Annotated in this window: 2 protein-coding genes; both read right to left on the bottom strand. The window is 47.4% G+C overall.

Annotated elements, in window-relative coordinates:
* Positions 1–2,365: non-ribosomal peptide synthetase (locus BB427_RS23580; RefSeq protein WP_139119104.1), on the bottom strand; the 2,365-nt coding region annotated here is incomplete at its 3' end.
* Positions 2,366–2,367: 2 nt separating this feature from the next.
* Positions 2,368–3,109: phosphopantetheine-binding protein (locus BB427_RS23585; protein WP_139119105.1), on the bottom strand; the 742-nt coding region annotated here is incomplete at its 5' end.

Consider the following 3,109-nt stretch of genomic DNA (forward strand, 5'->3'; position numbering starts at 1 on the left):
GTGCATCGCTGCCAGGCAATAGCGCCATGGCAAGACTGGGTGTGGTTTTCACAAAGCCAACGTTCGCGGTATTTAGATGAGCTCTAAAGGCGGCGGCATCAAGAATATCGCCTTCATAAACACACACCGTTTGTCCAGCAAGGAGCGGGCATAAGGTGGTGGTCACCGACAAGTCAAAACAGTAATTAGAAGAAAAGTCGATATTACGATACTTGTCACCTAACTGGCTGGTTAAGGCGTGAAGATAGTAAAGCACATTGTACTGCGTGAGCATTACGCCTTTTGGTTGTCCGGTTGTCCCTGAGGTGTAGATGATATAAGCCAAGTTAGCCAACGCGGTTGGACGTACTAAGTTCTCATGCTCCACCGCCAGTGCATGGGTGTTTACGCCGAGCGCCTTCACGCCGAGCGCCGCCATTTTTCCAAGCACAGGCTCAAGTGAAGGCAAGTGGCTTTCCTGGGTTAGCACTAAGTCGGTGTTGGTGTCGGTTAAAATAAATTCAACCCGAGCTTCGGGGTAATCTGGTGAAACAGGCACATAGGCACCACCGGCTTTGAGCACGGCCAAAATAGCAATAAGCATCTCGCTACTGCGAGAAAAGTAGAGGGCGATAGGGGTATCGGCAGGCAATAGGCCAGCTTGGGCTTTGGGGTGCTGAGCAATGATTTGCTGTGCAAGGGCATTGGCTTTACCGTTCACTTCGGCATAAGACAGCGCTTCACCACTACTGGTTAACATGGCCGCTTGCTCAGGGGTGTTAGCTGCGTGTTGCTCTACCAAGCTGGCCAAATCTTTATCGATGGCAAACGATTCTGCGTTGTCATGCCAAGCACGTATTGTGTCAGTCTCAGCTCTATTTTGTAGGGCTATTTTTGCAAGTGGCTGTGTGGTTCTGGCGATAACCTGATCGATAATACTGATAAAGCGCTCAGCAAGAGTTGCGATCCAGTCACTTGGAAATAGCGCTGTGGCGTAGTTAATATCGCCAAATACTTCTTCGTCACCATTTTGTAGCAGTAAACTAATGTCGAACTTAGCCACTTTATGTAGCGCTTTGACTTGTGATTCATCCACTGGCATAAACAGCTGTTGGCTGCTGTCGTCGCTGTTATTTTTAAATTGTTCAAGCGCAAACATCATTTGAAATAGCGGATGGCGAGACGGATCCCGTTGTAATTTTAGGGCGTCGACCAATTTATCAAATGGCAGATCTTGGTGCGCCTTTGCCGCTTTTAGGGTTTGGTGCACTTGTTGGATTAAGGCATTAAAGTCGAGTGCGTTATCAATATGAACTGGCAGGGCTAAGCTATTGACCAAAAAGCCAATAAGATTTTGTGTCTGACTTAGATGACGGTTGTCAGATGGTGTACCTATGACTAAATCTGACTGACCGCTGGTTGCTTGTAATGTCAATGCCCAGCTGCTGAGCAGTACTACATAAAGACTGGTTTGTTGCGTTTTGGCTATGGCCTTTAGGGCTTCGCTTCGTTCTTGACCCAAATGAATACGGTGGTCGGCACCGTGATATTGATATTCATTTGGCCTTGGTAGTGGCGAATGTAATTCAAGCTGCTCAGCACCTGCAAGTGCATCAGTCCAGTGGTCTAAAAGCTTAGTTAAGGTATCGCCGCTGAGATACTCGCGCTGCCACTTTGCGTAATCTTGGTACTGTAACTCAAGCGCTGGTAGCTCAGGCGTTTTGCCTGAAGCTAGCATAAAATAGGCTTGGTGTAGCTCACGCATAAAGATTTCGGTGGACCAGCCATCAAACGCAATATGGTGCCACATAAATAGCACGTAACGTTCAGCGCCTACTGTCCAACAGCAAACCTTGAACATAGGCTCATTAGCTAAGTCAAATGGTGTACTAATAGCTTGTTTCACAGCCGTATTAAGCGCAGCTAAGTCAGCCACAGGGCTAGGCGTAATCTCAATACAAGCGCTCAACACTTCTTGATAGTCGTGGCCTTGCTCGTCTTGACGATAGACACTGCGAAGTACTTCATGCCTATCTAACACGATATTCAGTGCTTGCGTTAATCGCGCAAGCTCTGTGTGCTCAGAGAGTTTAACCAAAAACGGAATATGATAAGCGTTGGTGCCGTTTTCTAACCGTTCGATAAATAATAAACGCTCTTGCGCAAACGAAAGCGGATAGCGGTTTAATTCTGGCAGTGTATTAAACGCATCCTTTGAAAAAATTGCTTTTGCTTCAAGGTAATCCATTAGCTGCGTTTTGTTTGACTTTAACTTTGCAACAAGTGCAGCATCTGGCGCTTGCGCGCCAAATGACAGCTCTAGTCCGCCGTCTTGCAACCAGATTGAGAGATTGTGATCTTTCAGTTCAGCGAGCAATGACAACATGGTTAAATCCTCATGCTATTAGTTTGTTCTTGTTGTGATCCGGAGTCTGCTTTAATCTCGATATCCACGCTCAGCGTCTCTAAGTTGTCGACGATTGCGGCAATATGGGTATGCTCAAACAAGGCTGAAATTGGGATGTTTAAATCCAGTGCTTTATTACATGCATTCATCAACCGGATAGCCGAGATAGAGTCCCCCCCGATACTGAAGAAATTATCTTCAATCCCCACTTGTTCAAGGCCAAGCACCTGTTGCCAAATCTCACAAAGCTGGGTTTCTAAGGCATTGCGTGGTGCCACATAAAGGTTGTCGGCTTGAAGCTCCGGTGTGGGGAGTGCCTTGCGGTCAAGCTTACCGTTACCCGTAAGTGGAATATGCTCGATTAAGGTAAAGTGGCTGGGCACCATGTATTCAGGTAAAGCAGCACTTAGGGCGAGCTTTAACTCGGTAATTTCAAGGGTAGGCTCTGCAACAAGGTAAGCGGCCAGCGCTTTGCCTTGCGGTGCAGGTACATCAATCACCACGGCATTTTGCACGCCTTGCTGGTCGACAATAGCTGCAGCAATCTCGCCTAATTCGACACGATAACCACGAATTTTCACCTGCTCATCGTTACGACCGAGATACACCAAGTCGCCGTTGTTTAGGAAACGGGCAAGGTCACCGGTTTTGTACAGCTTGCTATGGGCGGGGTCGTGACTAAATGGATTATCAATAAAGCGCTCAGCATTGAGTTCAGGGCGG

The sequence above is a fragment of the Pseudoalteromonas sp. BMB genome, assembly GCF_001709235.1.
GTDB classification, from domain to species: domain Bacteria; phylum Pseudomonadota; class Gammaproteobacteria; order Enterobacterales; family Alteromonadaceae; genus Pseudoalteromonas; species Pseudoalteromonas maricaloris.